This window comes from cf. Phormidesmis sp. LEGE 11477, assembly GCF_015207105.1.
In the GTDB taxonomy this organism is placed as follows: domain Bacteria; phylum Cyanobacteriota; class Cyanobacteriia; order Phormidesmidales; family Phormidesmidaceae; genus Phormidesmis.
Window position 1 is genome coordinate 1 of the sequence record NZ_JADEXO010000031.1, and the last position, 26,998, is coordinate 26,998.

The window sequence follows — 26,998 nt, forward strand, 5'->3', positions numbered from 1 at the left end:
GAATAGCGTTATTTTCTCTGACGAAAGAGGGCGATATATCAAGCCCTTTATTCCGTCCGGTCAGGCTCGCCGGATTGCGGTCGATGCTACCCTTCGTGCCGCTGCGCCCTATCAAAAAGCTCGCCGCGAACGTCAGCCCGATCGAAAGGTAGTGGTAGAACAAGCAGACATTCGTGCCAAAAGGCTAGCTAGAAAAGCGGGTTCTCTGATCATCTTTGTTGTAGATGCATCGGGTTCAATGGCACTGAACAGGATGCAGAATGCCAAAGGTGCGGTGCTCAGTTTGCTCACTGATGCGTATCAGAACCGCGATCAGGTGGCGCTAATTCCATTTAGAGGCGAGCAGGCGGATGTGCTGCTGCCCCCCACGCGATCGATTACAGCGGCTAAGCGCAGATTAGAGACGATGGCCTGTGGTGGTGGCTCGCCGCTGGCACATGGGCTGATGCAGGCGGTGCGAGTAGGGATGAACGCTCAAAAGTCTGGTGATGTCGGTAGCGTGGTGGTTGTGGCGATTACGGACGGTCGTGGGAATGTGCCGCTAGCTAGATCTTTGGGCGATGAGCCAGATGAAACCGAAGAGAAACCTGATCTCAAAGCAGAGCTGCTAGAAATTGCTGGAAGCATTCGCACAGCGGGCTACCAAATGCTGGTGATTGATACGGAACGGAAGTTTGTGTCTACTGGCTTTGGTAAGGAATTAGCGAAAACAGCCGGAGGCAAGTATTACCAACTGCCCAAGGCGACCGATCAGGCGATCGCATCAATGGCCCGTGGCGCTATGTCCGAAGCCAAGTCATAAAATCAGCCAAGCCATAGAATTTCTAGAACGGTAGGAACTCGCGTCGCTTGGCGGCGTAGTTCTCTGTCGTCTACGCACTTCGCAGTAATAACGCTGAGTCTTTACGTAGTATTTATCACTAAGGTATATACGGAAAGTACTGAGTCAGTATAGTATGAACACTTAGAACTTCAATAATCGAACTCTAATAGTCAAACTCCCATGATTATTAGAGCGATGCTTGTCAGTGTTGCGATCGCGGTGAAGAGTACCCCAGGAAGAGTGTAGCTATGCATAAGGTAAATACACGGGTCACTGATGATAGGCACTCCGCTACAGGCTCAAAGAAGTCAGGCTCAAAGAAGTCAGGCTCAAAGAAATCAGGATCTGCCTTTCATCTAGGCGCTTCGACGGTTAGCAACCTCCTAGGCTCCTTTATCAATCGGGTAGTGGACGAAAATATCACCACTTTATTTCGCCATCAGCCGATGACCAGTGAAGATCGGCTAAATCGGCGAAAGCAAGCGGTGAGAACTTCTTCGGTCGTAGGCAGAGCCTCCCAAAGAGAGTCTCAAAATTCTCAGAATCAAAACTCTCAGAAACAGACTGCTCCTACCGCTGTCCGCTCAGCCAGAACAGCAGCAGCTAAAACTGCACTCACCGAAACCACGCCCGCCGAAACTACCAGACAGCTCGCTGTTCAACGCCTGACTCAGGTCATCAAAACAGAAAAGCCACCAGTCGCGAGTACGGCCTCTCAAGAACGCTCTCTTAGATCCTCTCGTCATCAGACTACTCCACAGCCTTTTCCTAGGGCCCCCCACCCAGACAGAACTACAGCGTCTAAATCTACAACAGCAAAGTCTACAGCGTTCAGAACTACAGCATCTAGATCTACGCCAGCTAGAAATATCTCGGCTAAAGTGACATCAACCCGAACTGCACCCGCCGAAACCAAACCCACCGAAACTACCAGACGGCTGGCTGTTCAACGCCTAACTCAAATTATCGAAGCAGAGAAGCCATCAGCCAAGCGCGTAACCTCTCAAGAACGCTCTCTTAGAACCTCACCGAAGCAGACTGCCCACAAGCGCCCCCATTCGGCCAGAACTACAGCGGCCAGAAATACAGTCGCCAGAAATACAGTAGCCAGAGCTACAGTAGCCAGAGCTATGGCAGCTAAGACCACAGCGGCTAAAACTACGCCAGTTGAAAATACTCGACAGCTCGCCGCTCAGCGTGTGGCTCAAATTGTCAGAGCGGACAGAGCTGAGCTACGCAGGTAAATCCAGCGGCAGGTTCAGCGGCAGATTCAGCCGAACAACTAGAAAACAAAGGCGAGTTAGCGGTGCGTTAGAAATGCGATTCATCCGATTCGATCTGGCCATAGTCTAGCTTGATGATGCGATCCGCAATGTGGAAGTAGTGGTCGTCGTGGCTGATGACAATGATTGTTTTTCCTCGTGTGCTCAGCTCGCCTAATAGCTGGGTGTAGAAGATCTCTCGAAAGACAGGATCTTGGTCGGCAGCCCATTCGTCAAACAGATAGATCGGTCTATCTTCTAGATAAGCGGCTAGCAGAGCAAGTCTTTTTCTTTGCCCCTGCGAAAGCGCGGTGGTTGAAAGCTGCTGATTTTGAATAGAAACTTTCTTCTCTAGCTGTAGCTTCTCTAGATAGATTTGAGCAGTTGATTCGAGCGCGATTTCTTCGGTGCTGATCAACCGTTCAAACAAGTAATAGTCTGAGAAGACCGCTGAGAAAAGCTGACGATACCATTCTCGGTTGCTGTCTACAATCGGTTCATCATCTAGCAAAAGTTTTCCTGATTCAGGGATGTAGAGTCCTGCAATTAGCTTAGCAAGGGTAGATTTACCGCTGCCGTTGCCCCCGACGATGAATATCAGCTCACCTCTTTTGAGCGTCAGATCGATTGGGCCCACTGAGAAAGTGCTATCTGTTAATTCAGCGTGAGTTGTTTCACCGCGATAAGTGTGAACGACGTGTTTAAGCGTCAGGCTTTGCCATGCCGGTAGAGAGTTGTTCTTACGAGGAGAGCTAATTTCAGCCTGCTGCGAGAGCGTCAGCCCCATTTCGGTGACTTTGCGAACAGAGACATTGGCTTCAAGCAAATTAGGCAATCGTCGGAGCAGTCCTTCTATATAGCTGACAACGTATGTCAGCGTCAAAATATAGGCGGGTAGAACCGGGCGGATGGCGGGAACAACCTGTGGCACCCAAAAAATCATGAGGCCGATCAGCGTGAAGAATAAAAGCTGGCCGCTGCTAGTCGATATGGCGGATAGCTTGTAAGCAGTTTTAGTATAGTCGCGGACGATCGCAGCATTCACCTGCAAATCTTCCTCAAAGAAGCGCTGCTGTCTAAGCGTGTTTAGCTTCAGTTCTTTGGTTCCTTCCGTGATCCCTCGAAAGTTTTTGAACAGGCGATCGATCTCTTCGCGGGCAAGTTTCATATAGCGAAACGCCGCCGCGATCAGGATTTGAACAAGGGTGATCGCGGCTACAAAAAAGCCGACTACAATCGCCACTCCCCAGCCAGAAAGGGTTCCTAGATACAGGATGCAGCCGCAGATAACTGCAATATCAATACAGAGAAAAGGTAAGACAAAGATAGAATTTGAGATGATCTGTACGTCTTTAGTGAGAACGGCTAGCAGTTTGCTAGGGCCGAGCCTTTCTAGCTGCTGTAGGGGCGAAGAGAGAATTCGCCGACTGAGCTGCATCCGTAGCTGATAAACAGAATCTTGAGCCAGATCGACTAATAGAAACTGAGAAACTGAGCTGGTGACTAGAGCAAGCAAGGCTATACCGGCAAAGGGAAGGATGAGCGATCGCGGTGTTCCCTGTTCTATGGCCGTATTGATCAAAGCGATCAGCGCCGCGCTGCCAACGCCGCTAAGCAAACCAGAAACAACCGCCACTGTCACCCTGATCCAAGAAGATCGCAGCAGCAGCCAGATAATGTCCATAAGCTAACAAGCTAGTGAGAATGACACCTTCTAAGGATAGAGAAAATACGGAGACTATGGCACCGAGACTATGGCACCGAGATTACGGTATGGAGACTGTAGCTTGGAGACTAGGACAATATGCCAATACTAGAAAGCAGACCCTCGTCAGTTACAACAACGGTGATCGAATGAATATCGCCTGCTGCTGTCTGCGCCCGATAGCGCTGTCGAATGCCGTTAGGATGATCTGCGCGTTCGAGCAGGCTGAGGGACTCAATGGTGTGCGCCCTGGTGTATTGGCGGAACCTGTTTAGCATGGACTGACCGCGTAGCGTTTGCAGGGCGATGAGTCTTTCAGGGGTAGTGGCGATCGCCTGGTCATCGCCGTTCACAAAGGCCAAGATCTGCTCAGTGAGCGCCGGGTCTAGATCCGGGATAGCCGCCGCCTCTTTATCCTCTACAAGATCTGGAAGATATTGCCGGGCAATTTGCTGGGCAATACTATCAGCCAACGCTCCGTCCTTATTCATCAACACAATCACAGAAAGGCTGTCTTCTGGAAATCTCACAATGCTGCTAGCGTATCCCCATAAATTGCCGCCGTGAAAGATCATGTCATGGCCATTGACGGTCTTTAGGAACCAACCAAGCCCGTAGTCAGTCACTCGCCCACTGCTGAGCGTATTGAACTGTTGCATCTGTGCCTGCGACTCAGGCGTCAAGAGCTGACCTTTTTGAAGTGCGATCGCCCAATTTGCCATATCGAGCGCATTAGATGTGATGCTGCCCGCTCCTTGAAACATCGGCATCACCCGATGCAAAGCCGCGTAGTTGACATCGATCGCCTCAAGCTTCTGGTTTCTGGCAGTGGGTTCATAGCCAATCGCTAGATTGCTAGAAACGTAGGAGGCTCGCAACACATCGGTGTGAGTCATCCCTAACGGTTCAAAAATGCGAGCCTGCATGAAAGCCCCAAAAGACTGGCCGCTCACCGTTTCAACGATAGTTGCGGCTAGGTTATAGCCCGTGTTGCTATACATCCAAGCTTCGTCGGGTTGGAAATCTAAAGGCTCTTGGATCGCTTCAGCTAAGAAACTGACGGATGTTGTCAATCTACTGGGCCGTTGCATGTAAACCTTTTCAGAGAGTCCTGCTGTGTGAGCCAGCATTTGCCGTAGCGTTATGGTCTGCCAGGTTTCTGGTAGATCTGAAAGGTAGGTACTGATCGGCGCATCTAGATCGAGCTGGCCTGATTCAACTAGTAGCATCACGGCTGTTGCTGTCAGCGGCTTTGACACAGAAGCAATCGGAAAAATACTGCTAGGACGCACCTTAATTTCTCGTTCACGATCTAACAGGCCATATCCCTTTGTTTTGATTAGCTTTTCGTCATAGATGACGGCTACAGACAGACCCGGAATCTGGTTCTCTCTTATCATCTCTTCAATAAAAGCGTCAACACTTTCATCTTTTTGCTGAAACGCGAGAACTGTGTTGGACGTGGGTATTTCGGTAGACGATGCTTCGGGGCCAAATAGTTCAAGATTTGCCTGAGCCAGTGATGGCTGAATAGCCCACGGCAGCAAGCTGATTGAAAGAGCTGAAAGACCGAGCCGAATGAGTAAAGAGAAAGGGCGTTGCATAAAAAGTCTGTATGGCCTGCTGGTAGGGGCCGTGATTCGCTATGCCTAGATTAGGAGGAGGGCTTCCCTTTGGGCCAGTAGCATTTGTCATCTGCCGTCATGACATCTGTCACGATCTTTGCCTAGTTGCTATCAAACTTGCGATCGCAGTGCAAAATGAGGCAGGGTTCAACGCTATATTCGGTAACGCTATATCCAGTGACGCTATATGGATTCAACATTCACTCCCTCAAGCTTTGTCGTCTCACCGAGCATCCGCAAAATTCTACGCTGGATTGAATGGAGTCTATTGTTTCAATGTGGCGTTAGCAATCTGCTTAGAGCCGATCTCGATTATCTGCCATCCGCTTACCTAAGGGTCAGCTTTTGTTTATTGGCGCTGCTAGCGTTCAGCCTGATACCGCTACCTGTTTCTCACTCTCCTACCCGACGTAGGCTCTATATACTGTCTGGATTCTCCTTACTAATACTGGTTGATATTGCTCAGGTATACCATTCGTCGCTGTTCGATTTAGCCATTATCAAAGCCTGCCTGCTACTGTCTCGTAGAGACGCCATTGCTGCAACGGTAACAGCCGTCGGCCTCAACTTTTTGCAGAGTAGCTGGCGTCTCCCTACCCAGATCGAGAGAATCCGAGCGATTGGGTTAGAACCTTACCTCAATCTTCAGAAGCTTTTGGTTAACTCTTTCGTCGGTACGATTGTTTTCACGCTTTTTGTACTTCTGCTAGGGTTTGTGTTCGTAGCTGAGCAGCGCAGCCGCCACAGAGCAGAACAACTGTCTTTAGAAGTAGAGGCACTAGCGACAAAGCTAGAGCGATCGCGCATTGCTAGAGACATTCACGATTCTCTCGGGCACTCACTCACGACACTAGACATCCAGCTCTCTCTCGCTGAACGCTACAGCCAATTGCCAAACAGCTATCCCAAGCTACAAAAGGCACTAGGCAAATCAAAACAGCTCGCCGCCCAATGCCTGGCCGAAGCCAGACAGTCTTTGCAAACGATGAGAGACACTAGCTTTGACATGACATCCGCGTTGAATACGGTAGGAGAACAGATACGATCTGCTTTCTTGCTCAACCTACAGGTGCAGCTGCCGCCGCTGCCACAACAGCTCAGCTATCAGATCTATCTGATGGCTAAAGAAGGACTGGTAAATATTCAAAAGCACGCCAAAGCGACCAAGGCTAGTTTATCAATCACGGCAGCGGATGGCCAGATTGAGCTGATACTGATAGATGATGGCTGCGGCTTTGAAAGCAGCAGCAGCGTGTCTGGCTATGGTTTGCAGGGTATTCGAGAGCGATCGCAGCTATTAGGTGGCAAAATGGACATCCATAGCCAGCCGGGGAAAGGCACTCAGCTACGAGTCATCGTTCCACTTATCGAAGAAAATACAAGCTGCCTGAACCTATCAAGGTCAGCTTCTCAGCTATGATTCACTTACTATTAGCCGATGACCAAGTTGAGTATCGAAAGGGCCTAGCCGAGCTGCTGGCAATGGAGCCAGATTTGACTATCGTCGGCCAAGCAGAAAATGGACAGCGGGCGATCACACTCACCGGGCAGCATCAACCGGACGTAATTTTGATGGACGTGCGGATGCCCCTGTGTAATGGCGTCGAGGCCACGCGCATCATTCATCAGCGCTACCCTTGGATACGTATCCTGGTACTTTCTACCTTTGATGAAGACGACTATATCTGCCAGTCCTTACAGTTTGGCGCACTTGGCTACTTGCTCAAAAGCACGCCCGTTCCTCAGCTTACCGATGCTATTCGAGTCGTCTCGCAAGGCTGTAGCCAGCTCGGCCCTACGATTGCGCCCAAGGTCTTCTCGCAGCTCAATCCAATTACAGAAACCCAGCGCCGCGCTATCGAAAACGTATTAAGTGAAAGAGAAAGAGAAGTCATTCAGCTACTAGGCAAAGGAAAGAACAACAAAGAGATTGCTCAGACGCTGCACCTCAGTCAGGGAACGGTTCGCAATCATATCAGCCGAATCCTAAGTGGGTTGGAATTACGTGATCGCACTCAAGCTGCGCTTTGGGCACAGAAATATCTATAAAGCTTCCAAAGTTCTATACAGTTTCCAAAGCAATGCTAGGCCAGTTACATCATCACGGCTTTACTCACACAGCTATCAGCGCCTCTATATCAGCCTGAGTGATGATTTCTAGATTGCGTGTGATCTTCTCGATATCCCAATTCCACCAGGCAATTTGTAGCAGCGATCGCACCGTTTGATCGTCAAATCGCTGACGCAGGCACTTCGCTGGATTACCCCCCACAACCGTGTAGGGCTCCACGTCTTTCACAACAACAGATTTCGCCGCGACGATTGCACCATCACCAATCTTCACGCCAGGCATGATGGTTGCCTCGCAGCCAATCCATACGTCGTTACCAACTACCGTGTCCCCTTTGTACGGTAGCTCTCCGGCTTGCGGTGTCACTTTCTCCCAACCGTTGCCAAAAATGTAAAAGGGATAGGCTGAGAATCTATCTAGCTGGTGATTCGCGCCATTCATGATGAATTTTGGACGGCGGGCGATCGCACAGAACTTGCCAATAATCAGCTTGTCACCAATAAAAGGAAAGTGATAAAGAACATTTCGCTCAAAGTTCTCGGAATCTTCTAAATCGTCATAGTAGGTGTAGTCGCCAATGATGATATTAGGATTCGTCACCGTATTTTTGATAAAGCAGATCTGTGGAAACCCTGCCATCGGATGCTTGCTGTCAGCATTCGCTCCATACATCTCATCATTCGCTCTGAAACAGTAATCTAGAGAATAGTATTCTAGATCAGAAAGTTATTTACAGTATGCTCTCGCTATGATGACCTTATCGCAACTCAGATATAGCTATGCAGACGGGAAAACTGAACATACCATTCTTTGAAAAGAATCAGATGGGAAAAGTGACAGCGACGGTTACCGTAACAAATAATATAGACAAAATTCTAGCTGAAAGAGGATTTATCTCATCTGAAGAAGTTAGATCCATCACATTAGAAAACGTTTTAGTTGACACAGGTGCGACTACGCTAAGTTTACCTACTGCCATAGCAGAGAAACTCGGCTTAGCTGTTAAGGGCGAGACGTCTGTCAAGACTTCTGCTGGTCTGATCAAAACTCGTATTTTTAGAGAAACTCATCTAGAAATTAGTGGGCGAAGCAGTACGTTCGACTGTATAGAGTTAACAGAGATTGACATTCCTTTACTTGGCGTTTTACCTATGGAAGCGTTAGGCATTGAACCAGACTTACGAAATCAATGTCTAAGACTGCTGCCAATGGATGAAGATGATACTTATTTTTATGCTATGTGAGATATAGCAAAGCGCGGATGCATTCGCACTTTGCTATGGCACTTTGCGTTGTAGAACAAGGGATGTAGCCTTTCGTGGTGTAGTAAGCAAAGTGCGGAAAGCTATAACTCATACATCTACGCAGTTTGAGCTTTCGACATGAAACCTTTTACTCGACGACAGTCCCTAAACTAAAAAGCCCCAAACTCAAAAGAGTTCAGGGCTTGGATCGAGTCTGTCTAATTAATCAAACAGTTGCCTGATGCAAAGACCTAACGGCGAGGTTCGCGGGGCTTGGCTTTGTTGACACGCAAATCACGACCCATCCACTCAGCGCCGTCTAGCGCTTCGATAGCAGCGTCTTCTTCAGAATCAGAGCTGAGGTCAACGAATGCAAATCCGCGAACGCGCCCAGTCTCACGGTCAGTCGGCAAGGTTACTCGCTTGACAGTCCCGTACTCAGCGAAAACGCCGTTGAGGTCTTCTTGGGTGACATCATAGGAAAGATTCCCTACATAAACGCCCATAATCTTTAATCTCCAAAAAATAGGTGAAAGAACGAAAATTGAAAAAGTTGTTGAATACTTTGTAAGTAAGTAGGCTGTAAGTAAGCAGGCGCAAAGATTCTTGTTCGCACAGTCAATCTTTGGTCTGTAATCTCTAGCCTGTCATCGGCTTGCTATCTTCGACACAGCTACTTTACCTAGACAGAATGCTATCTAGGTAGCGTGCGCCAAAGAACACAACAAACCTCGAACTCAACAGAGCTCAAGGCTTCTCTTTGGTCACTCACGTATTCTCTAGCATGCAGATTCTTAACGACGCGGCTCACGTGGCTTAGCTTTGTTCACGCGCAAGTCACGCCCCATCCACTCAGCACCGTCCAAAGCCTCGATTGCCGCTTGCTCTTCTTCATCAGAAGCAAGATCTACAAAGGCAAAACCTCGTACGCGGCCAGTTTCGCGATCTGTTGGTAGGGTTACACGCTTGACAGTACCATACTCGCCAAAAACAGAGTTAAGGTCGTCTTGGGTGACATCATAGGAAAGGTTTCCTACATAAACGCCCATACAAGTAGTCTCCAAAAATTAAACAGGGTATTGAGAATGATAAGTCGGTCGGAAGCCTGTAAAAATTGAGGAAGATCCCTTTAAACAGAAAAGCAAACCTGTAGCCGATATCGATTTCTTCACCACCATCTTATATCCAATTCAGAGAATAGATCACAGATGCAATGCAAATATCGTCACAAATTGCTAAGTTCACTCTCATGTCCGCCTATCTTAAGGACATAAGCACTACGCCGCTGACCATAATGCTGGCACCTAGAAGGCGAGCCCTGAGTCCTTTTTCTCCAAAGATAAAATAACCGAATAAGACTGATAGTAACGCGCTCATCCGTTTGACCGCAATAACTTGGGCTACTGGCGCTATGGTGAGCGCCAGCATTTGGCAAGTGATGGCGATCGCATTAAACCCGCCTGTCACACCCAACAGCTGCCACTGCGACAGTAAGGGCGTCAGCCCAGCGCTAGAACTGCGCCAAAACACAAAGGGCACCATGCCGCCCGCAATCACTGCGAACAAAGACATCGCCCAAAACAAGGGTGAAGAATTGACAACGCCAATTTTGTCAAAGTTCGAGGTAATGCTCCAGATGAACGCAACGCAGAGCATTAGTCGACTGCCAGGGTTTTGGGCCATAGAGAGTAGCGGTGCCCAGATATTTCGGCGGGCAGGCGTGATATTGAGCACGTAGGAGCCGATCACTAGCAGAACGACCCCGATAGCATCGGCTAGGGTGGGCTGCTCATTGACGATCAGCGGTGAGGTAATCAGTAAGAATAGAGGCGTAAGCGTGACCAGCGGAACGGTGAGGGAAAGATCGGCGATTTTGATAGCGCGGACATAGAGAGTGAAGGCCAGAATATTGAGGCCACCGCCAATGAGAAGGGCCCACCAAAAATTGGGCTGTAAGGCTGGAATACCGCCCGAGAGCCAGAGGATTGGTAGCATTAGCACCACGCCTACAGCCATAAAGCTGAAGAGAACAGAGTACTCGTCTAGGGTTTTCAGGCTTTGCTTGCCAGTGGCATCTTTACAAGCCTCGAAGAAAGCGGTGAGCGAGGCGAAAAGGAACCACATAGTGGAGAACTAAGGATGAGTAATAGCGATCAATTCAAAGCAGTGGATTCAAAGCACGGAGAAAGCCATGCCTGCTAGCAGGATGAAGCCGATGGTAACGTTTTGACGGAATAGATTGCCAAAAACTTTTGGAGACTTGGGGCTGCGGGTGAGCTGGCGGTATTGGCGATACCAGAGATAAGTGGAGATGGCGATCGCGATCCAGTAAAAAAAGCCCAGCGACATGGTAAGGCCGAGCCAGAGGAGCATCAAGGCAGTGCCGATGTAGAACCCGCCGACGGCTTCAGGTGCGCGCGAACCAAAAAATAGGGCGCTGGAGTTGATGCCGAGCTGCCGATCGAATTCGCGATCAGGGATAGCGTAGATAGTGTCGAAACCTAACGTCCAAAAGACAGTAGCAGCCCACAGCAGCCAGGTAGCAAATTCGAGCGTACTGGTAACGGCGCTCCAACTAATCAAGACAGCAAAGCCCCAAGCGATTGAGAGCACGAGCTGTGGCACTGGAAATACTCGTTTGGCCAGGGGGTAGAGCACAATCACAGGCAGGGCAGCGACACAGAGCCAAAAGCTGAGTGGATTGAGATAGAAAGAGAGGCCCCAAGCGCAGATAAAAGAGACAAAAGCAACCGCGATACCTACTTTGACAGAGAGTGCCTTAGCCGCTAGGGGACGGTTACGGGTGCGCTCTACCTGCCCATCTATATCGCGGTCCCAAAGGTCATTGACAACACAGCCCCCGGCGCTGGTGGCCAGCGTCCCTAGCACAATCACACCAATCAAGGGGAGATCTGGCAACCCCCGCTCCGCTAAAAAGATGGCCCACAGCGCCGGAATCATCAGAATCAACCGACCTTCTGGCTTATCCCAGCGTAAAAGGCGAACGATTGACCCCCAGGTGGATTGACCCCAGGTGGATTGAGTAGTGGGATGGCGAGGATCTGGCTGAGGCGCTTTTTGGGCGGTGGGTTTCATATACAAACTTGGCGCAAGTGCAGAGGCCACCTTTCACCATACTTTAGTTTTTTCTTAGCGTCTGAAGGAATTTAATCGCAGCCCACGCGGTCGCTGTGTTTTGGTTCTCTTTACTAAATGAAGACAGACAAGATAGTGCTCCGTTTTGAAAAATGGGTCTTCATAGCGCCGAAAAATGTGATGAGGTCGTCACTTAAGTAGAAAATAAGTGGCGCTTTCAAAATATTTATGGTTAAAATAACCATAAGTCGTTGTAGTTAGCGTTCACGTTAACAAAGACAAATGGATTCTCAAGATAGGACTTCGATGCTAGCTTCTCAGGCTAATTCTTTGAGAACAGCTTTGGCTGCTGAAACAAACCTGGATACGCGGCGAATGCGATCGCACTCCATCGATCTGTCTGCCTCGCAGCTTTCAGTTTTTCCAGACGAGTACGGGCTGCTAAGCGATCTGTACCAGCTAACGATGTCGGCCTGCTATACGGGCGAAGAGATTGCGAACACGCCCGCTAGTTTTGAGCTGTTTACGCGCCGGCTACCAGCCGACTATGGCTATTTGATTGTCATGGGTCTAGAGCAGGGTCTAGACTATTTGCAGAATCTAAGCTTTAGTCCCAAGCAGATTCTAGACTTACAAAAGACGGCGCTTTTTGACGACGCCCCGAATAGCTTTTGGCGTCTGTTAGAAGATTTCCGCTTTGAAGGCGAAGTGTGGGCGATGCCGGAAGGCACGGCGGTTTTTGCTAATGAGCCAATGCTGAGGATAGAGGCACCGCTTTGGCAGGCGCAAATTGCAGAGACTTATCTATTGAATACGCTGAACTATCAGACGCTGATTGGCACGCGGGCCGCTAGGCTGCGTCAAGCGGCTGGGCCAAAGGCAAAGCTATACGAATTTGGCACGCGGCGAGCTTTTAGCCCCCAAGCCTCTCTTTGGGCCGCTAGAGCTGCGATCGCGGGCGGCATAGATGCTACTTCTAATGTCCTAGCCGCGCTGAAGCTAGGCCGCCAACCTGTAGGGACGATGGCACATGCGCTAGTCATGGCAATTTCGGCGCTAGAAGGCGGCGAAGATGAAGCGTTTGAAGCGTTTCATCGCTATTTTCCTGCCGCCCCGCTACTGATAGATACTTACGATACGGTGGCCGCTGCCAAGCGATTGGCTCAAAAAGTTGCTGATGGGCTGTCGTTGAACGGCGTGCGAATAGATTCGGGCGATCTGGTTCAGGTTTGCCAGCAGGTGCGATCGCATCTACCTGATATTCCGATTTTTGCCAGCGGCGATCTCGATGAATACGCCGTCGAACGGCTGCGCGCTGAAGATGCCTGTATTGACGGCTATGGACTAGGGACTAAGCTGGTGACAGGGGCACCTGTTAACGGCGTGTACAAGCTCGTTGAGATCGATGGCATCCCTGTGATGAAAGAATCTCATGGCAAGCTGACCTATCCCGGCTGCAAGCAGGTTTTCCGCCAGTACCAAGACGGGCAGATTATCGGCGATCGCCTGGCTTTGGCCATAGAAAGCACCCAGCAGGGTGAAGTGCCGCTCTTGAAAAGAGTGATGCACGATGGGATGCGAATCTCGGAATCTGAGAGCCTAGATAACATTGCAGCGCGCACCGCCGAAACTATGCAAGCCCTACCTGAGTCCGTTCGCCGCCTACAAACCCCTGAGCCGCTAACAATCGAACTTTCTAGCGGATTAGAAAGTCTGATTCAATCCACCCAAAAGCGATCCCTCTAATTATCCTATTTGTCTACTTCTCTTGGCTTCTCCGGTAGCTGAGCGAAGTTGAAGTTACTTCCTACTCGCCTCTCATGCGCTTCCTCTCGAAATCGCCTCGCATTGCTCTTTTTGGCACCAGCGCCGATCCGCCCCATCTAGGACATCAGAGCATTCTACTTTGGCTGTCAGCTCACTTTGACCAGACAGTTGTCTGGGCTGCTGACAATCCCTACAAAGAAGAACAGTCTCCCATTGGCGATCGCGCTCAAATGCTTCGCCTTTTGACCGATACGCTCTCTGTCTCAGAGACGATCAACAACATCAGCGTTAGCCAACAGTTAAGCGATCGCTATTCTATCAATTCTATTGCCCGCGCCCGCAGAATCTGGCCCAAAGCCAACTTCAGCTTTGTAATCGGCGCAGACCTGTTAGATCAGCTGCCCAAGTGGTATCAGGCCAAAGAAATTTTCAAACAGGTGAATATTCTAGTTTTTCCCCGGCCCGGATATCCGATCAAAGCCTCATCGCTCTTAGCCCTTCGACAGCTAGCCGATGTCGATATCGCTCAGCCAACAGCGCAGTATGATGTTTCATCTAGTACCTATCGCCAAACCCGCTGCGACCACAGCGAACAAACGGCTCATTTTTTCGATGACCTGCCGGCTGTCATCCGCGACTACATCACCGAGCACGACCTTTACCCATGCCTACAACAAACCACCAAAGCCAAGATCTCGACCGGTCGCTAGTCTCGTCTAAGCAGCCTTCTAAGCAGTCAATAGCGTCGATAGAACAGCCATCAAACCCTGCAAAGCTAGCTGATTTCAAAGTGGGTGTAGATACCGTAATCTTTTCAGTAGATACAGTGCAGCATCGTTTGTTGGTTTTGCTGGTGATGCGGCATCAAGCGCCTTTTACTGACTACTGGAGCTTGCCTGGTACGCTAGTCAGAGAAGGGGAATCACTAGAGGACGCCGCCGATCGCGTATTAACAGAAAAGATCCGAGTCAACAATCTCTATCTAGAACAGCTTTTTACCTTTGGGGGGCCGAACCGAGATCCGCGTGAGTCTGAAGCTGCATATAACGTGCGCTATCTTTCGGTGAGCCACTTTGCGCTAGTTCGCTTTGAAGACACCGCGCTGATTGCTGATGGTGTTAGCGGTATTGCCTGGTATCCGCTGGACAGGGTGCCGCAGCTAGCCTTCGATCACAATCAAATTTTGACCTACGGCTATCAGCGACTGCGAAGCAAGCTCGAATACAGCCCAGTTGCGTTTGATGTGTTGCCTGAGATGTTTACCTTAGGGGATGTTTATCAGCTCTATGCAACGGTGCTAGGCGAAGATTTTGCTGACTATTCCAACTTTAGAACGAGACTGTTGAAGTTAAGAGTGTTAAAAGATACCGGCATCAAAACTTCTCGCGGAGCCGGTCGACCGGCGAGTCTCTATCAGTTTGACGCAGAAGCGTTTGAGCCTTTGAAAGATAAGCCTATGGTGTTTCTATAGCTAGCGCCGAATGCCTACTCAAAGAGAGAACTTAAGCCTTTCACGCTATGAGATTCGAACATTCACTATTGCTCTCTCATGATTGCTTCAAAGTAATCTGTTTCTACTTCTAATCCAAACTTATGAAAATTGCGATCGCACAAATCAATCCCACCGTTGGCGATCTCATTGGCAATGCTCAGCGTATTCTTGAAGCTGCGGGGCAAGCGACTGAGCTAGGTGCCGATCTGATGCTCACCCCTGAGCTGTCGCTATGTGGCTATCCTCCTAGAGATTTGCTGATGCGTCCGAGCTTTATCACCAAAATGAAGGCTCAAGTAGAAGCGCTTGCCAAAGCGCTACCTCCAAATCTATCCACGCTCGTCGGCATTGCCGAAGACAATCTGAGTGCGGCTGAGCAAGGGCAAAAGCCCATTTTCAACAGCATGGCGCTCTTACAGCATGGCGAAGTAAAGAAGATCTTTCACAAGCGATTACTGCCAACTTACGATGTCTTTGACGAAGATCGCTATTTCGAGTCGGGAACAAAGGCGAGTAGTTTTGTCTTGCAGGTGAATGACGAGTCTATTCATGTGGGCGTCACTATCTGCGAAGACCTGTGGAACAACGAGACTTTTTGGGGAAAGCGGGCCTATCCAATTAATCCTACTCAAGAGCTAGTCGAAAAGGGCGTTGATTTGGTAGTGAATCTGTCGGCCTCTCCGTACGTGTATGGTAAGCAGACAGTAAGAGAAAACATGATTGCCCACGAGGCTAAGCAGTATCAAAGAGCGATTGTTTATGTCAATCAGGTGGGTGGAAATGACGATTTGATCTTCGATGGGCAAAGTGTTGCCTTTAGTCGTGAAGGACAGTTAATCAGCCGGGCAGCCGCTTTTTCGACGGATCTACAGCTAGTTAACTTTGATGTTGACAGACGAGATTTTCAAACGATAGCGGTTGAGACGCCACTGCTGTCGGCGGATGCAGAAATCTGGGCAGCGCTGGTGCTAGGCGTGAAAGACTATGCGCGTAAGTGTGGCTTCAAAAAAGCGGTCATTGGCCTCAGCGGCGGGATTGATTCTGCGCTGGTGAGTGCGATCGCCGCCGAAGCCCTCGGCCCCGAGAACGTGCTGGGTATCCTCATGCCTTCTCCTTACAGTTCCGAGCATTCTATCAGCGACGCCGAACAGCTCGCCAAGAATGTTGGTATTCCTATCCAGACGATTCCCATTGGCAAGCTGATGTCGGGCTATGATACGACGCTTGATAGTCTGTTTAAAGGTACAGAAAGCGGCGTCACAGAAGAGAATCTACAGTCTCGCATTCGTGGCAATTTATTGATGGCAGTCAGCAACAAGTTTGGACATCTGTTGTTAACCACTGGCAATAAGTCAGAGATGGCCGTTGGCTACTGCACACTCTACGGTGATATGAACGGCGGTTTGGCTGTAATTGCCGATGTGCCAAAGACGCGGGTTTACTCTATCTGCCGCTGGCTAAACCGAGAACAGGAGATTATTCCTGATAACATTATCACGAAGCCACCCAGCGCCGAGCTGAAGCCCGACCAGGTAGATCAAGATTCACTCCCAGACTATGAAATCTTGGATGATATCCTAGAGCGTCTAGTTCAAAAACAACAGTCGGCGGATGATATTGTCGCGGCAGGCCATTCAGCCGCTACCGTCGAAAAGGTTGTTCGCCTAGTCACCCGTTCAGAGTTTAAGCGGAGACAAACGCCACCTGTGCTGAAAGTGACCGACCGGGCGTTTGGCATGGGCTGGCGAATGCCGATTGCTAGCCGATGGTCGCTAGAGCTATCAGCGCAGTCATGACAATCAAAAAAGCCAGGACAATCAAAATAGAGATTCACCCGAGCTGCTGCTCTCTATAGCGTGAGATTTTAGACCAAGTCCCAGGCCCGACCTCCTTCTCAAACTCTTGGATTATCCACGCTTCTGAATCCCCGGCGCTTTTTCTGGCGCTGTTGCATAGATACTCAACAATATCGAGCTGCTCGTCCCAATTTGGCCTAGCGCCGTAGAGAGAGCCAAGGCACCACTCTGTTTTGGGCTCGCGTCCGCACTGATCCATAAAGGTTCTATCTGCCCACCCAGGGCCTCTACCCTGTTTGTAGGCTCGCCGTCGGTGTCCGTGATACAGCTCTATCAAAGTTGGCACATCTTTGATCTGTTGAGCTTGAGCGTTTGAATATATTTCCACCATGTTCTCGGTGTTGACAGGTCGCTCGCTAATCCACTGATGAGCGCAGTCTGGACATTTCACGATAAAAGAAAGAACAATCCTGCCACAGGCAGGGCAGGGCTTGGTCGGTGGTGCGCCGCCGCCGCCAGAAGACGCTTTCCTAGTCGGCAGTGAATAGCTCTCTATATCTTCAGGAAAGCCTAATCGCTGCAAGTTGCCAGCTTGATCAAGAATAATGCCGTACGCCTTGCCGGTTTGAGGCGAGATTCTCATTACCCGTCCTAGCTGCTGAAAATGCATAGCGCTAGACATGGTTGGGCGTAGCATCAGACCCACCTCTACGCTAGGCTCATCAAAGCCAATGCTAATTACGTTGCAGGAGGTCAGCACGCTCAGCTCTCCCGTTTTGAGAGCGTGATACAGCCGCTTACGGTCCTTGATAGAGGTGTTGCCATCGACTGTATCGGCGGTGATACCGGCTTTGCGAAATTCTTCGGCGACGTGGTTGGCATGTTCTATATCTACGCAGAAGGCGATGGTGCGTTTGCCTTTGCCAATGCGAAACCATTCTTGCACAATTTTTTCGACCAGTTCGGTGCGATCGCAAGCATTCTTCAAATCTTTTTCGTCATAGTCACCCCGCGAGGTCTTCACCGCTTCTAGATTCGCCATGCTGTCTCTAGGCATACTGTAATACTTCATCGTCGATAGATAGCCCATCTCTTGCAGCACATTGGGTACAGGCGAAGACACCAAAGTCTCTAAATAATCTCCTAACTGTTCTTTTCCCAACCGCAGCGGCGTTGCCGTCATCACCAAATGAACCGCATTCGCATGAGTCTTAGTCATGACTTTTTTGCCTACCTGACTAAAAAGCGTGATATGCCCTTCATCGTAAAACACCACATCTGCTGGCCACTTTTGCCACCATCTGCGTTTTGCCATCGTTTGGATACTGGCAATCTGAATTGGCGCATCCCGATTCTCTTCCCATCCAGCCTTGATAAAGCCGCACTGCAAACCAAATGCCTTCATCTTTTCGTAAGTCTGACCGACCAGCACATCTAGATGCACCAAAAACATTAGCCGCTTGCCCGCTGCCTCAGCATGGGCACAAATCTGGCCGCTGATAATCGTCTTTCCAGCCCCCGTCCCAGCAATAATGGCGACTCTTTTATGCCCCACATTCAGCTCTTCGTAGAGATCTTTGATCAGCTTTTCCTGATAGGGACGCAGCTTGGGGGGGCTAGAAGGTGTAGGCGCAGCGACGATAGGCTGTGCTTCATAGGTTTGGCTAGGCACAACGACACAGGATTTATAAATAGCTTGTCGTTCAATAGGATATACGCATAGAAGCCCAGTTTGCCAGATATCCAGATGCCAGATGTCGGTCTGCCAGATGCTTCTAGCTGCTAGAAAGACTAATTGCTACAGTCCAAAGTCGCTATGCTATTAGCCTAGACAGCGTTAGGTTTATGTCTGGGAAAATACCTGAGACTATCTTATCGTGCAGACGAAACTGTTGCTTGTGATAGCTATCGGCTTCAAGCTGGCAAACCGTTACGGTAGGATGTTTGGGTTTTCCAATAAACTCAAGCCCCCCCAATCCTCTAAGATCAACTATCCAGTATTCTTTAATTCCTAACACCAAATATTCCTCTACCTTTCGCGCATAGTCATCTTGCCAGTTAGTACTGACAATCTCCGCAACCATTACAATAGAATCACCAGAAGTAACAATAGGTTCTCTGTGCCAAAGCGGCTCTTGTTCGAGCTTTGATTTGTCTAATACGATGACATCTGGTCTTAGAGTGGTTGCCTGAGCAGCTAGCGGCTGGATCAGACAGTTCTTTGGAATTGTCCAATCTTTATTCAAACTGAGTAGCGCAGAGAACCAGTACCCTGAGACTTTCCCTGAAACCTCTTCGTGCGGGCCGGTTGGTTCCAAATCTCTTAGCTCTCCATCAATTAGCTCGTAACGAGGGTCATCTCCGTATTGCAGCAGAAAATCTTCTACGGTGAACGTTCTTACAGAGGCGTATGTCACGATTGCTATCCTGCGACTGTAGCCCAATCATAGCAAGTCGGCTCGCAGTCGTATCGAGTCCACTGATTTAAACAAAGGTGAATGCCTCACTTTGTATCATCAGACCGTTGTTCCCGCGAACGACCGCGATCAGCTCAGCTTCATCTGCTGTGTTTAAAAAGATTCCCTGACCGCCTTTGGTTGCTTTAGGGGCTCTCCCGATAGAATAGTCGCTGGCACTACCGTGAAGCTGAATACGATCGCCTTCATTTGATCGAAAGTCTGAAATAAATGCGTAGTCATCCGTTCCCACCGTGTCAGAGAGCCCATCGTCGTAGAAGACTCCGGCCTGACTTCCTAATACAAACAAATCGCCATGCCCCCCGCCTATTAACGTATCTTTCTCTCCAACGCCGCTGTCACCAGAGCTGCCTTCACCAGATCCTACGCCTATCAGCGTATCGCGCCCCTTTCGCCCAGTCAGGTAATCATCGCCGCTGCCACCAATCAACATGTCTTTTCCCTGACCGCCAACTAGGCTATCGTTACCATCCCCACCGTCGAGCAGATCGTTGTTGTCGTCGCCTAATAGCCGATCGTCGCCGCCTTCGCCTAATAGCTGATCGTTCCCTTTGTCACCAATAACAACATCATTGCCATCGCCTGCTCTGATTTGATCGTTGCCCCTTAGCCCCTGAAGCGTTTGCGCGCGATCGCTACCTAACAGCACGTCATTAGCCTTTGTTCCTAACACCAAAGCCGCATCGGACGGAGTTAGATCAGGGGTTGGACTAGGTGAGGTATTTGATCGATTGTCTAATGGATCAACTGACCCCTTTCCTTTTCCATACAGCGCCCGAATGCCCTTGATATCATCGTCATATAAGAAGGCCGTACCTAAACCCGAATAGATATCTGTTGCAAAAGGTTGCATAATAGCGTCTTCTTCAGATTCATGATCTAGGCCCAAAGTATGTCCGATTTCATGAACAGCCACCGCCAAGAAATCAAACGTACTGTTTGACCACTCTGTTGCCCACCTATCTTGGCTATCAAAGTCAACCTCTGTTGCCAAGTCTCCGAAATAGGTCAGGCTGGCCTCTCCTAAAGTACCGCCGCTGCCGTCAATCTCTTCATAGCCGAACCGAATATCTGCTGCATCAGGGTTGGTTTGAGACTTTCTCCCAGTGTCCTCGACCTCGACAAAATCAAGCGGCGCATATTGAGCCCATAGTTCAAAAGATTCTTCAATTGCGGTCTTTATCTCTGATTCGGTAATACCACCTTTGATTCCCCCATCGAGCAGATTGTCATAGCTGTAGGTCAGTGCGATATCAGATCCTTTGCCGTTAGGTTGATTCCACCGAAAGATCGGATCTTGCAGAGAGAATTTTAGTTTAACAGTGCTACCGTCTGAGGATAAAGCAGCGTTTGACTTATTAGTATTGGAGGAGTGCATTGAGTTCAATCTTTCGATATTGTTATACGTGGTCTTATTCGGATAAAACTTCAGCAAAAGTCACCTAAACGCTTGCAAGCTAATTTTTACGTTTGTTCTAGCGGCTGTTTTGACGGAAGTGCTCTAGCGAAAATAACTGCATAGGCTGCTTTCAAACGAAAAGTCTAGTGACAACTACAAAACAAAATCTCGCTTTTGCGGATCTTTTTAGCTCCGATGTTCGTACTTTAGGAGAAAGTAAAATCCTCCGAGTTTTACCTCTAGAATCTTGCCTCTTAGACACTTATCCTCTACCAATCTGCACTGTTATCAAAGAGATAGATCATAGAAGAGACAGAACTTCCTTGATTCTTTGACGGACTGTACTCAGGAGGCAGTATACTGCAAAACTCTCAGATTCTTAGTGAGAATAGCAATAGATGAAAGATAGCTGAACAGAGTTTAGATTTTTTTATTAGTCAACCTGTTCAAACTATACCGTATAAAAATTATTCGCTAAATATAGCGACCTACTCAACGGCACGTAGCAGAGAATTCGGCAGAATGCTAAGCATTTTAGCTTTATCTAACAAGAGATTTATTCGACAAGGGGCAGTTACTCTAGCACCAGAGTTGCTTTAAATGAGAGCACAAGCTAGATGCAGATTGCGCTAGATGCAGATTGCGCTAGCGCTCACTTTAATGATACTCATTTTAGAATTGATGGCTGTCTTACCTGATGAACATTACTTCAGTCGGCTCCCTGCAGAAGCGCCTATAATTTTGGTTCAATCACTTTGTCGGTAAGCTACCAAAGGGGTCTTTAGGATAGAGATCTCTATCAGACTATGCCATTCTCCCCGCTATATAGGCCCAGAGTAGATCTGCTAAGCTTTTTGCGCTCGCGCCTTTCTCAAAAAATAGTGCTTTCCATTTTTGGAAGTATCGTTGTGATCGAGGCGCTGATTCTGATTCCATCAGTCATCCGGCGACAGCAAGAGCTGCTACAAGGACTAGCTCTACAATCTTCTGCGAGTCTAAAAGTCGCAATGGTAGATGTCAAAACGACAGATGAGGTAGTTTTCCCTGAGCAGCTACTCGCTAAGCTCAGCCGGCTCGAAGCCATTCCTATCGTAGTCGGTGGCAGCCTCTACGACGTTAGAGGCAATTCAATCGGGAGCTTTGGCGAAGCACCGACCATGACCTTCACAGACTTCTCAGATGTAGAAGATGTAGCAGACTCTTTTGTGTCCAACTTTAACCCTAGAGCGGATAGATACGAGGTAGCGCAAACGTTTCCCCTAGTGGGTATTCCTCATTGGGTGGTGATTAATCACGATACTACCAGTGTGCGACGAGAGGTTCGCGCTTTTATCTGGCGTATCTTTGGATTGGTACTGCTGATTTCAGCCGTAGTTACACTCACTACAATGGTGGTTTTACGTGCCGTATTAATCTCGCCTGTGCTCGCACTCAATGATGATTTGTTAGAAGCAGCGCCTGCTGCCTTAAACGAAGAGAATGCGACAATGTATGCATTCAAATCGCTTCGCTATAGACACAAAAAGGATGAGATCGGTGCAGTTATCGGCGCTTTTCAACAGATGTTTGAGCGCATTTCTACTAACATTGCTCAGCGCCAACAAGCAGAAGATCGGCTCAGAGAAAGCGAAAATCGCTTTCGCACGTTGGTAGAACAGGCTGCAGAATCTATCTTTGTTTTAGATGAACATGCAAAAATCTTGGATATTAATCGATTTGCTCTCAACAGTTTGAACTATGAGCGAGCCGAACTGATCCATCACAATCTGTTTGAGGTTAACCCCGCTTTCACACCTCAAGACTACGACGTTCTTTGGCGAAGATTGCAAGCAGGGAACCCTGTCACGGTGGAGAGCATTCACCGCCGTAAAGATGGCAGTACTTATCCTGTAGAGGTTCGAGCCAATTTTATGGTGATGACGGGCAAACAGCAGGCACTGGCGCTGGTAAGGGATATCAGCGATCGCAAACAGGCCGAAAAAGCCCAAGCGCGCCTAGCAGAAATCGGTCAGCTTGCCGCCATGATTGTCCATGAAGTGCGTAATCCCTTTACCACCGTATACATGGCACTTTCTACTTTTCAGACCATGGATCTGCCGCCTAGAGGAAAAATGCGGCTATCTCTTGCGATGGAAGAATCTGAGCGACTGAAGCGGTTGCTCAACGAAATCTTGACCTACTCTAAGGAGCAAAAGCTGGTCGAAGAACGGATTGAAATTAACGATTTATCCAAAGAGTTACTGCGATCGCTGCAAGAATTACCCGCTGCAACAGACAAAACTATTCAGCTAATCACGCAGCCAGAACCATTAATAGTAAAAGGCGATCGCGACAAACTCAAACAGGTCTTCATCAATTTAGTCACGAATGCATGCGAAGCTATTTCCCCCAAAGAAACTGTCACTTGGCAATTGCAACGAGCTTTTGGGGAACACGTTTTTCAACCGCCTACCTCTTTGCAATCCAACTCAACACAGCACGTCAAAATCCAAGTGCATAACGGCGGCGATCCGATTCCACCCGAGGTTCTTCCTAAGCTGACCCAGCCTTTCATTTCTACAAAAGCCGACGGTAATGGTCTAGGTCTAGCCATTACTAAACGTATCGTTGAAGCTCACGGCGGCAGTATGACGATTGGCTCATCAGTAGAAAAAGGTACGACTGTTACAGTTTTCTTGCCATTGGTGATCGGAGATCCGGTGCTAGAACAATCACGCTGAATTTCGCTTACCATTACACGTATTGCCCGTAATCTCATAAGTTCGTAATCTCGTAAGTCCGTAATCTCATTAGAAAGTCTCTTTATCCAATTTCTTCAGCATTGTTTGACTCATGATCAAAATTCTGCATCTATCAGATATTCATATGGGCAGCGGTTTTAGTCATGGTCGAATCAACCCGGAAACGGGACTGAACACTAGGCTAGAAGATTTTTCACGGGCGTTGTGTCGGTGCGTAGACGATGCGATCGCCCAAGAAGTCGATCTCGTTCTTTTTGGGGGTGATGCTTTCCCTGATGCCACCCCGCCACCTTATATCCAGCAGGCATTTGCAAAGGAATTCTGCCGCCTGGTCGAAGCGAGCATTCCCACTGTTCTATTAGTCGGCAATCACGATCAGCACGCTCAAGGGGCTGGTGGTGCCAGCCTTTGTATCTACCGTACGCTGGGTGTTCCAGGGTTCATTGTCGGCGATACGCTGACAACGCATCAAATCGAAACTCAAAGTGGCCCTATTCAGATTGTGACGCTTCCCTGGCTCACCCGCTCTACGCTGCTCACCCGCCCAGAGACCCAAGGACTTTCGACCGAGGAGATCGCAGAGCTGTTATTAGAAAAGCTCAGAGTTGTTCTAGAAGGAGAGATTCGTAAATTAGATAGGGCGGTTCCAACGGTGCTCTTGGCGCATGTAATGACTGATACTGCTCGCTATGGGGCAGAAAAATTTTTAGCGGTTGGGAAAGGATTTACGGTGCCTATGGCGATTCTAGCGCGTGACTGCTTCGATTACATTGCCTTAGGGCACGTGCATAAATACCAGCAGGTCAATCAGTGCCCGCTAGCCATCTATCCTGGCAGTATTGAACGAGTAGATTTTAGCGAGGAAAAGGAAGAGAAAGGCTACGTCATAGTTGAGATCGGCCAGGGAAAGACAACTGCGGAATTTCAAGCCCTGCCAGCACGGACGTTTAAAACGATAGAAGTCGATCTGACAACATCAGAGAATCCACAGTCGCGCTTGATCGAAGCCATTGAACAGTCGGCAATCGCGCAGGCAGTAGTCAGAGTGATTTACCAAGTTAGTGCTAGTCAGATAGAGACGATAGACAATACCCTGCTCGGTGACGCATTAGCCACTGCTCATAGCTACACAATTCAGCCGCAGCTCGTTAGCCAGACCTCTAGGCCCAGACTGCCCGAGCTTGGTACAGACAACACGCTGCTGCCGATGAGCGCACTGCAGGCTTACTTAGATAATCGACAAGATTTAGCCGCGATCGCCCCCGATATTCTCCAGGCCGCCCAAGCGCTCTTGAGCCAAGACCCGAACGGCGATAAGACCATAGGAAAGACTGTCGAGGCAGCCACAGACTCTCAGGAACTGCTCGCCATAGCAGAAGACAGCCATCAGCTTAGGCTTTTGTAGAGATTTGACCTGTAAATGCTAACTGACCCTTTACCGTTCACTATTGATCGCGTAAGCTGCCCTTTGCTTCCCTAGTGGTCATCACCTGTTCTAGACGCGGCAGCGCACTCTCTGCTGTTTCTCTTACGTAGCTGTCAACTGAGTTATCGGCGATCAGCTGGCGCAAGACCTCAAGCGCTCGCGGGTCACCAATAGAACCTAGCGTATTCGTGATGGTTAGCGCGATCACTACATTGTCTGTTGTCTCTAACGCCTCTAGCAGGGTGTCGACCGCCGGCACTCCCACTTCACCTAGCGACATCACCGCCGCGATCTGCACAACTGGATAGGGATCATTCATCGCCTGACGCAATCCCGCTAGCCCCTCAGTAGGAAAAGGCTCTTCAGGATGATAAACCGCAATCTGGGCCATCGCTTTTGTGCAGCTAGCTCTCACCGTATCATCTTCGCTATTGAGCATTTGTTCGACCACCACCGGAACAGAGGCCATGCCAATTGCACCTAGCGTTTTTACACAGGCGCGGCGATAGACCACATCCTCTTCTGCCAGTGCTGCCATCAGTTTAGGGATGGTCTGCTGATCGCGATTATCCACGATCTCTATCATGGCTCGCTGCCGCATAGCCGGATTGGGATGCTTGAGCTGAGCGAAAACGGAATCGGCCACCATAACAACTCATGAAAACTAATGATAATAAGGCTACAAAATCATAAAAAAGGCTTCTGGAAAATCCCTAGTCATAAGGCATTAGCCAGAAGCTCTTGTTTTTTAACGTTTCGGTTTTTAACGTTTCACGTTTTTTAACGTCTTTCAAGCCCTAGGCCAGGGAACTGAACCAGGCTCGATGACTCTCTTTGGTAGGTGCTATGAACCTAGGATATAGACAAGCGTAGAACCTACCGACAGAGCCCTATGAGAGGGAGTTGATCACGTAGTCGAGCAGAGCGCGGAACTCAGTAAGCGCCTGAGGCGACATATCACGAGGCGCACAAGCGCGATCACGAGTGAACTGCATCGCAGTCACATAAGGCGCTGTAGGCAGGTTCAAAGAACGGTACACTTCACGCGCACCAGCAATGCCCCACTCATCTAGAGGGCCTGTACCGCCAACAACTAGACAGTAGTTGATCAGACGTAGGTAGTGCTTGATGTCGCGAAGGCACTTGTCCTTCTTGCCCTGGTTGCCGCCTGCTTCACCTTCGTTGGTGAGGTAAGGGTACTTCTTAAAGGCAGCGTCATAAGCTTCTTGAGCAACCTGGTCTAGACCAGAGTTTAGTTTTTCAGCAGCCTCTAGGCGAGCAGCCGCCCGCTGCAATCCACCTTGAACAGCCTGCAGGTCAGCAGAGCCAGGAAAACGTCCGGCAGCATCAGCCGAAGCAATAGCAGAAGTAACAACTGATTTCATTTCTCAAATCTCCAAAGTTTAGTTATGTTTGATCGGTTAGGTTCGGTAAACAAGCTCAAAAGCTAATTGCCAGGCGGCAACTAGGAAAGAGCAGATACAACGCGATCAAAATAGCCAGCAGCTTCAGAAGCGAGAGCAGAACAGTCGCCCTGGGGTGCATCGTTCTTGTTGTAGCGAGCGCCGCCGCCTTCAGGAGTATTCGTACCCTTGAGGTGAGCGATGCTAGAAGCCTTCATGATGTTGACTGCGCGAGCAGCAGAACCAGTTGGCACGCCCAGAGCAGCATAGGTCTCTTTCAAACCGTTGAGGCAGCGGTCATCAAGCACAGAAGCATCACCTGCGAGCAATGCGTAAGTGACATAGCGCAAAACAATCTCGCCATCGCGCAGGCAAGCAGCCATGCGACGAGTGGGGTAGCAGTTACCACCAGCTTGAATCAAGCCAGTGTTCTCACAGATCATGCCGGAAACAGCGTCAGAAACGATGCAGCTAGCGTTAGAAGCGATCGCGTTAACAGCGTCTAGACGCTTGTTCCCTTCGGAAACAAAGCCCTTCAGCGCTTCGAGTTCGTCGCCACCAATAGTAGCGGTCTTAGAATCAGCCGAAACAACGGCTCTAGAGAAAGCGTCAAGCATCAAGCTCTCCTTCTTCGTAATACAGCAACTGACCCGCTTATGTGGCCAGTGATA

The 26,998-nt window shown here is 49.2% G+C and carries 24 protein-coding genes; 11 read left to right on the plus strand and 13 right to left on the minus strand.

Annotated features, from left to right (window positions below; all coding sequences use genetic code 11):
* Positions 1 to 802 (plus strand): VWA domain-containing protein (locus IQ256_RS11080; protein WP_193855614.1); only part of this gene is annotated, 802 nt, incomplete at its 5' end.
* Positions 803 to 1,071: 269 nt separating this feature from the next.
* Positions 1,072 to 2,067, plus strand: a complete 996-nt coding sequence (locus IQ256_RS11085; RefSeq protein WP_193855615.1) for a hypothetical protein — start codon at positions 1,072 to 1,074, stop codon at positions 2,065 to 2,067.
* Positions 2,068 to 2,134: 67 nt separating this feature from the next.
* Here the strand turns inward: IQ256_RS11085 and IQ256_RS11090 are convergent, their stop codons facing one another.
* Positions 2,135 to 3,769, minus strand: a complete 1,635-nt coding sequence (locus IQ256_RS11090; RefSeq protein ID WP_193855616.1) for a cyclic peptide export ABC transporter — start codon at positions 3,767 to 3,769, stop codon at positions 2,135 to 2,137.
* Between the two features lie 110 nt (positions 3,770 to 3,879).
* The gene (locus IQ256_RS11095) at positions 3,880 to 5,394 is read right to left on the minus strand and encodes a serine hydrolase (protein WP_193855617.1); all 1,515 of its coding nucleotides are present in this window, start codon (positions 5,392 to 5,394) and stop codon (positions 3,880 to 3,882) included.
* A gap of 208 nt (positions 5,395 to 5,602) precedes the next feature.
* Here IQ256_RS11095 and IQ256_RS11100 point away from each other — a divergent pair, with 208 nt between their 5' ends.
* Positions 5,603 to 6,835: a sensor histidine kinase gene (locus tag IQ256_RS11100; protein WP_193855618.1), complete on the plus strand. Its 1,233-nt coding sequence runs from the start codon at positions 5,603 to 5,605 to the stop codon at positions 6,833 to 6,835.
* Positions 6,832 to 7,464, plus strand: coding sequence for a response regulator transcription factor (locus IQ256_RS11105; RefSeq protein ID WP_193855619.1), 633 nt, complete (start codon positions 6,832 to 6,834; stop codon positions 7,462 to 7,464). Before IQ256_RS11100 ends, IQ256_RS11105 begins: the two co-directional genes overlap by 4 nt.
* Before the next feature lie 64 nt (positions 7,465 to 7,528).
* Here the strand turns inward: IQ256_RS11105 and IQ256_RS11110 are convergent, their stop codons facing one another.
* A complete protein-coding gene (locus tag IQ256_RS11110; RefSeq protein WP_193855620.1) occupies positions 7,529 to 8,158 on the minus strand; it encodes a Vat family streptogramin A O-acetyltransferase in 630 nt (209 codons plus the stop codon).
* Positions 8,159 to 8,265: 107 nt separating this feature from the next.
* On the opposite strand from IQ256_RS11110, the gene IQ256_RS11115 reads away from it, so the two are divergent.
* Positions 8,266 to 8,730 carry an aspartyl protease family protein gene (locus IQ256_RS11115; protein ID WP_228024778.1) on the plus strand — a complete coding sequence of 155 codons (465 nt, stop codon included), beginning with the start codon at positions 8,266 to 8,268 and terminating at the stop codon, positions 8,728 to 8,730.
* 251 nt (positions 8,731 to 8,981) lie between these two features.
* Here IQ256_RS11115 and IQ256_RS11120 read toward each other — a convergent pair whose 3' ends face one another.
* From IQ256_RS11120 to ubiA, 4 genes are all read right to left on the minus strand, one after another.
* Positions 8,982 to 9,236 carry an RNA-binding protein gene (locus IQ256_RS11120; RefSeq protein ID WP_006455807.1) on the minus strand — a complete coding sequence of 85 codons (255 nt, stop codon included), beginning with the start codon at positions 9,234 to 9,236 and terminating at the stop codon, positions 8,982 to 8,984.
* 288 nt (positions 9,237 to 9,524) lie between these two features.
* Positions 9,525 to 9,779: an RNA-binding protein gene (locus IQ256_RS11125; RefSeq protein ID WP_193855621.1), complete on the minus strand. Its 255-nt coding sequence runs from the start codon at positions 9,777 to 9,779 to the stop codon at positions 9,525 to 9,527.
* A gap of 208 nt (positions 9,780 to 9,987) precedes the next feature.
* Positions 9,988 to 10,854 (minus strand): EamA family transporter, encoded by an 867-nt coding sequence (locus IQ256_RS11130; protein ID WP_193855622.1) that lies wholly within the window; start codon positions 10,852 to 10,854, stop codon positions 9,988 to 9,990.
* Between the two features lie 48 nt (positions 10,855 to 10,902).
* A complete protein-coding gene (gene ubiA, locus IQ256_RS11135) occupies positions 10,903 to 11,826 on the minus strand; it encodes a 4-hydroxybenzoate octaprenyltransferase (protein WP_228024779.1) in 924 nt (307 codons plus the stop codon).
* A 306-nt stretch (positions 11,827 to 12,132) separates the two neighbouring features.
* On the opposite strand from ubiA, the gene IQ256_RS11140 reads away from it, so the two are divergent.
* The 4 genes from IQ256_RS11140 (at position 12,133) to IQ256_RS11155 (ending at position 16,881) form a co-directional block, all read left to right on the plus strand.
* Positions 12,133 to 13,572: a nicotinate phosphoribosyltransferase gene (locus IQ256_RS11140; protein WP_370623416.1), complete on the plus strand. Its 1,440-nt coding sequence runs from the start codon at positions 12,133 to 12,135 to the stop codon at positions 13,570 to 13,572.
* A gap of 74 nt (positions 13,573 to 13,646) precedes the next feature.
* Positions 13,647 to 14,303 (plus strand): nicotinate-nucleotide adenylyltransferase, encoded by a 657-nt coding sequence (locus IQ256_RS11145; protein WP_193855624.1) that lies wholly within the window; start codon positions 13,647 to 13,649, stop codon positions 14,301 to 14,303.
* On the plus strand, positions 14,258 to 15,064 hold the full coding sequence (locus IQ256_RS11150) for an NUDIX domain-containing protein (RefSeq protein WP_228024780.1): 807 nt from the start codon (positions 14,258 to 14,260) through the stop codon (positions 15,062 to 15,064). The genes IQ256_RS11145 and IQ256_RS11150 overlap by 46 nt, the downstream gene beginning before the upstream one ends.
* A gap of 122 nt (positions 15,065 to 15,186) precedes the next feature.
* Positions 15,187 to 16,881 carry an NAD+ synthase gene (locus tag IQ256_RS11155; RefSeq protein ID WP_193855625.1) on the plus strand — a complete coding sequence of 565 codons (1,695 nt, stop codon included), beginning with the start codon at positions 15,187 to 15,189 and terminating at the stop codon, positions 16,879 to 16,881.
* A 34-nt stretch (positions 16,882 to 16,915) separates the two neighbouring features.
* Here the strand turns inward: IQ256_RS11155 and IQ256_RS11160 are convergent, their stop codons facing one another.
* The 3 genes from IQ256_RS11160 to IQ256_RS30215 form a co-directional block, all read right to left on the minus strand.
* Positions 16,916 to 18,553, minus strand: coding sequence for a DEAD/DEAH box helicase family protein (locus IQ256_RS11160; protein WP_193855626.1), 1,638 nt, complete (start codon positions 18,551 to 18,553; stop codon positions 16,916 to 16,918).
* 142 nt (positions 18,554 to 18,695) lie between these two features.
* On the minus strand, positions 18,696 to 19,298 hold the full coding sequence (locus tag IQ256_RS11165; protein WP_193855627.1) for a Uma2 family endonuclease: 603 nt from the start codon (positions 19,296 to 19,298) through the stop codon (positions 18,696 to 18,698).
* A 67-nt stretch (positions 19,299 to 19,365) separates the two neighbouring features.
* Positions 19,366 to 20,736, minus strand: a complete 1,371-nt coding sequence (locus tag IQ256_RS30215) for a matrixin family metalloprotease (protein ID WP_193855628.1) — start codon at positions 20,734 to 20,736, stop codon at positions 19,366 to 19,368.
* 902 nt (positions 20,737 to 21,638) lie between these two features.
* Here IQ256_RS30215 and IQ256_RS30385 point away from each other — a divergent pair.
* Together IQ256_RS30385 and sbcD are read left to right on the plus strand one after the other, a co-directional pair.
* The gene (locus IQ256_RS30385) at positions 21,639 to 23,477 is read left to right on the plus strand and encodes an ATP-binding protein (RefSeq protein ID WP_193855629.1); all 1,839 of its coding nucleotides are present in this window, start codon (positions 21,639 to 21,641) and stop codon (positions 23,475 to 23,477) included.
* A gap of 112 nt (positions 23,478 to 23,589) precedes the next feature.
* Positions 23,590 to 24,903, plus strand: coding sequence for an exonuclease subunit SbcD (gene sbcD / locus IQ256_RS11180; protein ID WP_193855630.1), 1,314 nt, complete (start codon positions 23,590 to 23,592; stop codon positions 24,901 to 24,903).
* A gap of 40 nt (positions 24,904 to 24,943) precedes the next feature.
* Here sbcD and IQ256_RS11185 read toward each other — a convergent pair whose 3' ends face one another.
* From IQ256_RS11185 to IQ256_RS11195, 3 genes are all read right to left on the minus strand, one after another.
* Positions 24,944 to 25,573 (minus strand): HEAT repeat domain-containing protein, encoded by a 630-nt coding sequence (locus IQ256_RS11185; RefSeq protein WP_193855631.1) that lies wholly within the window; start codon positions 25,571 to 25,573, stop codon positions 24,944 to 24,946.
* Positions 25,574 to 25,814: 241 nt separating this feature from the next.
* Entirely contained in the window at positions 25,815 to 26,309 is a 495-nt protein-coding gene (locus IQ256_RS11190) for a bleomycin hydrolase (RefSeq protein WP_006455006.1), read from the minus strand.
* 80 nt (positions 26,310 to 26,389) lie between these two features.
* Complete coding sequence (locus IQ256_RS11195) at positions 26,390 to 26,944, minus strand: bleomycin hydrolase (RefSeq protein ID WP_193855632.1); 555 nt, start codon at positions 26,942 to 26,944, stop codon at positions 26,390 to 26,392.
* Positions 26,945 to 26,998: the final 54 nt, after the last annotated feature.